Genomic DNA, 5,853 nt, shown 5'->3' with positions numbered 1-5,853 from the left:
TCCACTTCGCGCGCCCGATAGTCGCTCAGCCGCCGCAGGATCGGGGCGAGACGATGGATCGCGTTGTCCCCCAGCCACGCTCGCGCCGAATGCGCGCGCACACCGGAGGTGGTGAGCCTGGCCCGCAGCGTGCCCTGACAGCCCGCCTCGATCCACCCGCCGGAGGGTTCGCCGAGAATCGCCAGATCGCCGTCGAGCCACTCGGGCAATTCGCGCTCGATATGGCCCAAACCATTGAATTCCGAGGCGATCTCCTCGCAGTCGTAGAAGATCAGGGTCAGATCGTGCGCCGGGTCTGCCACAGTGGCGGCCAGATGCAGGAACACGGCGTCACCGGATTTCATGTCGACACTGCCGCAGCCGTAGAGCAACCGCTCGCCCGCGGCATCGGTCTCGTAGCGGCTGGGCACATTGTCGGCGATGGGGACCGTATCCAGGTGCCCCGCGAGGATCACCCTGCTGGGCAGACCGCGATCGGTGCGGGCCAACACCACATTGCCGTGCCGCAGGATCTGGAAGCCCGCGGTCTGCTCACGCAGGGCGCGCTCCACCAAGGTCGCGATCCGGTCCTCGTCGCGCGAGACGCTCGCGATATCGACTAGTGCGGCGGTCAGGGCGATGGGGTCGGCGCGCAGGTCCAGGTTCACCGGCCCAGGCTAACTCGGCCGGGTTCGCGCGGGTCGGTAACCTCTGTTGGCGTGAGCACTCAGGGAGCAGCAGCAGTCGGCATCGCCAATGTCACCTCGGACGGGACCGTCCTCGACACCTGGTACCCGAGCCCGGAGCTGGGCGTCTTCAGCGAAACCGGCACCAAGCGGGTCGAGCTGGTCCCGGAGGAGTACGCGGCGCTGCTCGGTGCGGATGCCGCGCGCGGGGTCGAGGTGATCGCGGTGCGCACCACCATCGCCGACCTGTCCGCCCCGCCGGTCGACGCGCATGATGTCTACCTGCGCCTGCACCTGCTCTCGCACCGGCTGGTCCGGCCCAATCAGCTCAGCCTCGAAGGCCAGTTCGGCCTGCTCAGCAATGTCGTGTGGACCAACTACGGCCCGGCCGCGGTGGAGGGTTTCGAGACCACGCGGGCGCGGCTGCGGGCACGCGGACCCGTCACCGTCTACGGCGTGGACAAGTTCCCGCGCATGGTCGACTACGTGGTGCCCTCCGGCGTGCGCATCGGCGACGCGGACCGGGTCCGCCTGGGCGCGCACCTGGCCTCGGGCACCACGGTGATGCACGAGGGCTTCGTCAACTTCAACGCGGGCACCCTCGGTGCGTCCATGGTGGAGGGTCGCATCTCGGCGGGCGTCGTGGTCGGCGACGGCTCCGATATCGGCGGCGGCGCGTCCATCATGGGGACGCTCTCCGGCGGCGGCAAGGCCGTCATCTCCATCGGCGAGCGCTCCCTGCTCGGCGCCAACGCGGGGATCGGCATCTCGCTGGGCGACGACTGCGTGGTGGAGGCCGGCCTGTACGTGACGGCAGGCACGAAGGTCGTCGGCCCGGACGGCGCCGTCATCAAGGCCGCCGCGCTCAGCGGACAGCACAATCTGCTGTTCCGGCGGAATTCGCGGACCGGCGCGGTCGAGGTGGTCGCCAAGCAGGGCGCCGGGATCGAACTCAACGCCGCCCTGCACGTCAACGACTAACCCACCCCCTATTGCGCCAGCAGCTTTTTCTGCACCTTGCCCATGGCATTGCGGGGCAGCGCGTCGACCACCCGGATCTCGCGCGGCCGCTTGTGCACCGAAAGCTGCTGGGCCACATGGTCGATGAGGTCCCGCTCGGTATCGGCGCCCGCGGGGCCGCGCAGCACCACGAAGGCAACGATGCGCTGCCCCAGGTCGGGGTCGGGGAGACCGACCACGGCCGCCTCGGCCACCTCCGGATGTCCGAGCAGCGCCGTCTCCACCTCGCCCGCACCGATCCGGTAACCGCCGGACTTGATGAGATCCACCGATTCGCGGCCGACGATGCGGTGGAAACCGTCCGCATCGATGACGGCCGCATCGCCGGTCTTGAACCAGCCGTCGGCGGTGAAACTCTCGGCGGTGACCTCGGGGCGATTCAGGTAGCCGTCGAATAGCATCGGCCCCGAGAGCTGAAGTCCGCCAACGCTTTCGCCGTCGTGCGGCACCGGATTGCCCGCCTCGTCGCGCAGCCTGGTCGACACGCCACGCACCGCAGTGCCGACCCAACCCGGCCTGCGCTCGCCGTCGACGCGGGTGGACAGGGTGATCATGGTCTCGCTCATGCCGTAGCGCTCGACCGGTGCGTGGCCGGTCAGCTCGCGCAACTTCTCGAAGACCGGGACCGGCAGCGGCGCACTCCCGGAGACCAGCAGCCGGGCATCGGCCAATTGCTTTGCGGCGGTCGGGTCTTCGACAATGCGCGACCATACCGTCGGCACGCCGAAGTACAGGGTGCCCGAGGCGGCGGCGTAGGCCTGCGGGGTGGGTTTGCCGGTGTGGATCAGCGGACTGCCGACCCGCAGCGCGCCCAGGACGCCGAGGATGAGCCCGTGCACGTGGAACAGCGGAAGACCGTGCACCAGAACGTCATTCGATGTCCAGGACCAGGCGTCGGCCAGCGCGTCGAGACCCGCGGCGATGGCGGCGCGACTGAGCACCACCCCCTTGGGCAGACCGGTGGTGCCCGAGGTGTAGAGGATGAAAGCCGTTGCGCCAGGGTCGGGTTCGGGATAGGTATGCCAGGATCTGGCGTGCGCCCGGACCGGAACCACCGGCAGGCCGGTGCCCTCCGGCGCCTTTCCGAGCCACGCCTGCACACCCGAATCGGCCAGGATGTGGGCCTGTTCGGCCGCACCGGAATCCGGCGGCACCGGCACCGCCGTCACCCCCGCGATGAGACAGCCGACCACAGCGAGCACGGTGCTCACGGTCGGTTCGGCCAGGATGGCCACCCGATCCGCGCGGGCGACGCGTTCGGCCACCGAGGTGGCCGCGCCGAGCAGATCGCCGCGCGAGAGGGTGACGCCGTCGATGGTGACGGCGTTCGGAATATCCGCGCCCTTGGCGACGGCGAGCGGATTCAGGGAGCTGAGCAGCAGCGGCGGGCCGAACGACATTCGCCCACGCTACTGCCCGCCGGGCCGAATCCGGTGCCGGGTCCGCACCCCCGGCGCGGATCCGAATAGATAGCAATCTTGCAGCATCCGCGTGTCGCCGTCTCGGATCGGTCCCGCTCGAGGTTGTCTCGACCCAGCGCCCGCCCGGCGCACCGACCCCAGGAGGTCACCGTGGGCTCAGGCACGAAAGCGGTCGCACTCGGTGCGGCGGGGATGTGGCTGGTGTTCGCCGCGGCGAGCGCCCACGCCGACGAGGTGCGGGCGGTTCCGGACCGGACCGCGATCTCCCTGCGCACCACGCTCGGTCCTGGTTTCGGCAGCGCCAACGAGCACGAGGTGCGCAGCGGCCTTTCGCTGTCCAAACTGTTCATCGTCGACTACGCGCTGCGCCACGGCGACGGGTCGGCCCTCGACTACTCGCTGTCCGAGCGGATGATTCGCGATTCCGACGACGCGGCGGCCGGCGAACTCGATGCCCGCTACCCTCAAGCAATCGAGGTGACCGCCCGTGAATACGGGCTGCGCGAGACCCACCCCGGTCCGGACTGGGGGTCGGCCACCACCAGCACGGCCGACGTGGCCGACTTCCTGGCCGCCAAGCAGCGCACCGATCCGGGTTCACCGATCTTCGGCTGGATGGCCGACGCGTCCGCGACGGCCGCCGACGGCACCGAACAGGACTGGGGCACCGCGCGACTGCCCGGCGTCCTGGGCAGCAAGTGGGGTTGGTCGGACTTCGGGCCGCCCGAGGTCGCCTCGGCATCCTTCGGCCCGTGGTTCGCGGTGGCGGCGCACACCCACGGCACCGGATCCGATCAGACCGAGGACGTACTCACCGCCGTACCCTTGATCGCGCTCGCGCTGCTGCGCTGGTAGCCGTCTCGACGAGCGGACTCGATAGCGCTGGGCGGCTGTGTATTCCGGCATCACCGAGCAGCAGTGGATTCCGACACGCCAAACGGCAGCGTATTCCGACACCGCCGAGCGACAGCAGATTCCGACACCGCCGAGCGGCAACGCATTCCGACACCGGCGAGCGACAGTGGATTGCGACACCGACTAGGGCGTGGCACGGAACGATGGCGCGACGTGATCGCGGGCGAAGCGGCGGGCGAGCGCGTCATCGCCCAGCGGGATGACCGTCTGCCGAGTCAGCGCGAGCGAAAGGGACATGCGCGCCACCATTTCCGCGACGGGCAGCGGATCGTAGGCGGGCAGTTTGCCTTCGGCTTGGAGTCGGGAAATGAACTCCGCCAAGTAATCTCGGCCCAGTTCGATGACGGGCGCGCCCTGCACGGTCAGGTAGGGCAGCACGATCTCCGGTTCGGTTTGCAGCAGCCGGTCCAGCAATTTGTTCTCGCGCAGGCCGTTCAGGAACGCGATGAACAGTTCCACGATCTGGTCGGCGGCCGGAGCGTCGCGATCGATCTGTCGTTGCAGCGCCGTGTCCGCCTGTTCGACGAACAGCCGCGCCTGCCAGAGGCCGACCGCCTGGATGAGGTCGGATTTGCCGGCGAAGCGCCGGTAGAGGGTGGCCAGGGAAAGTTTGCAGCGCCGGGCGACCTCCACCATGCTGGTGCGCTTGATGCCGAAGTCCAGGAAGGCGCGCAGGGCCGCGTCGAGCACCTCGGCCTGGTTGCGATCCTCCGGTTCGGCGGTGCGGACCAGTGTGAGCAGTCGGGTCAGCCGCGCCATAGGTGCCACCTTACGGGTCGGGCGAAACGATGAAACATCGAGCATCGCACAGCCTCATGACGACGCAGGCCGATCGACACCGTTACCGCGGCTGGTAGCGACGGTCGCCGAGGCTGATTGACACGGTCGCCGAGGTGATGAGAAAGTTATATATCAACCTTCTCATGGTTGCACTCGAGACCGCACACAGGGTGAGGAAATATCGATGACCGCACCGCTCCCCGAAAAAGACACCGCCTATACCGCCCCCGAAGTGGCGATCACCCCGGAGACGGTGCAGCAGTACGTCGACGGCGTCGCCTCCTTCCTCGGCGGCACGGCCAATGTGATCATGCAGCTGAGCCTGCGCCCGGTCGGCCGCGGCGTCTTGGAGAGCACGGTCGACAGCGGCAAGATCACCTTGCATCCGATGAAGCGCTTGCGGACCACTCTCACCTACATCGCCGTGGCCATGATGGGGTCCGAACCGGAGCGGCGGGCCTACCGCGCGGCGGTCAACGTGCAGCACCGCCCCGTGCACTCCACCGAGGCGAGTCCGGTGGCCTACAACGCTTTCGATCCGGCATTGCAACTGTGGGTGGCAGCCTGCCTGTATTGGGGCGTCGATGATCTGCATACCCGCATGTACGGACCGATGGATGAGCGGACAGCCGACGCTGTCTACCAGTACTGTGCGCGTTTCGGCACCACATTGCAGGTCCGCCAGGACATGTGGCCCGCCGATCGCACCGCCTTCCGACAGTATTGGGAGGAGAACCTGCGCAAGCAGCAGATCGAACCCGAATTGCGGGCCTACTTCGACGATCTGATCGATATGAAGATGCTGCCGCTCCCCATCCGACTCGCCTTCGCCCGCCTGCAACGCTTCGCGGTAGGCGGGTTGCTCCCCCAGCACCTGCGCGACGAGATGCGGATGACGTGGACCGAACGCGATCAGCGGCGCTTCGACCGGATGCTGCGCGCCATCGGCGCCGTGCACGGCCGAATGCCGGAGCAGCTCAGGATGTTCCCGCTCAATGCCTACCTGTACGACATGCGCAGACGACTGCGGTCGGGACGACCGCTCGTCTAGA

6 protein-coding genes are annotated in these 5,853 nt (G+C 68.3%); 3 read left to right on the top strand and 3 right to left on the bottom strand.

Annotation, left to right across the window (positions count from 1 at the left end; genetic code table 11):
* Positions 1-647, bottom strand: a 647-nt coding sequence (locus tag D5S18_RS22230) for a M20/M25/M40 family metallo-hydrolase (protein WP_120043029.1), incomplete at its 3' end; no start/stop codon positions are given.
* Between the two features lie 51 nt (positions 648-698).
* Between D5S18_RS22230 and dapD the strand changes: the two genes are divergently transcribed.
* Positions 699-1,646: a 2,3,4,5-tetrahydropyridine-2,6-dicarboxylate N-succinyltransferase gene (dapD, locus tag D5S18_RS22225; protein ID WP_120043028.1), complete on the top strand. Its 948-nt coding sequence runs from the start codon at positions 699-701 to the stop codon at positions 1,644-1,646.
* Positions 1,647-1,654: 8 nt separating this feature from the next.
* Here dapD and D5S18_RS22220 read toward each other — a convergent pair whose 3' ends face one another.
* The gene (locus D5S18_RS22220) at positions 1,655-3,085 is read right to left on the bottom strand and encodes an acyl-CoA synthetase (RefSeq protein ID WP_203236865.1); all 1,431 of its coding nucleotides are present in this window, start codon (positions 3,083-3,085) and stop codon (positions 1,655-1,657) included.
* Positions 3,086-3,256: 171 nt separating this feature from the next.
* Between D5S18_RS22220 and D5S18_RS22215 the strand changes: the two genes are divergently transcribed.
* Positions 3,257-3,961: a hypothetical protein gene (locus D5S18_RS22215; RefSeq protein WP_239003937.1), complete on the top strand. Its 705-nt coding sequence runs from the start codon at positions 3,257-3,259 to the stop codon at positions 3,959-3,961.
* 183 nt (positions 3,962-4,144) lie between these two features.
* Here the strand turns inward: D5S18_RS22215 and D5S18_RS22210 are convergent, their stop codons facing one another.
* Positions 4,145-4,780 carry a TetR/AcrR family transcriptional regulator gene (locus D5S18_RS22210; RefSeq protein WP_120043027.1) on the bottom strand — a complete coding sequence of 212 codons (636 nt, stop codon included), beginning with the start codon at positions 4,778-4,780 and terminating at the stop codon, positions 4,145-4,147.
* 205 nt (positions 4,781-4,985) lie between these two features.
* Here D5S18_RS22210 and D5S18_RS22205 point away from each other — a divergent pair, with 205 nt between their 5' ends.
* Positions 4,986-5,852 (top strand): oxygenase MpaB family protein, encoded by an 867-nt coding sequence (locus D5S18_RS22205; RefSeq protein ID WP_120043026.1) that lies wholly within the window; start codon positions 4,986-4,988, stop codon positions 5,850-5,852.
* Position 5,853: the final 1 nt, after the last annotated feature.

This window comes from Nocardia panacis (assembly GCF_003598715.1).
Taxonomy (GTDB): domain Bacteria; phylum Actinomycetota; class Actinomycetes; order Mycobacteriales; family Mycobacteriaceae; genus Nocardia; species Nocardia panacis.
Note: the sequence above shows the minus strand (reverse complement) of the source record. Positions and strands in the feature narration are given on the sequence as shown.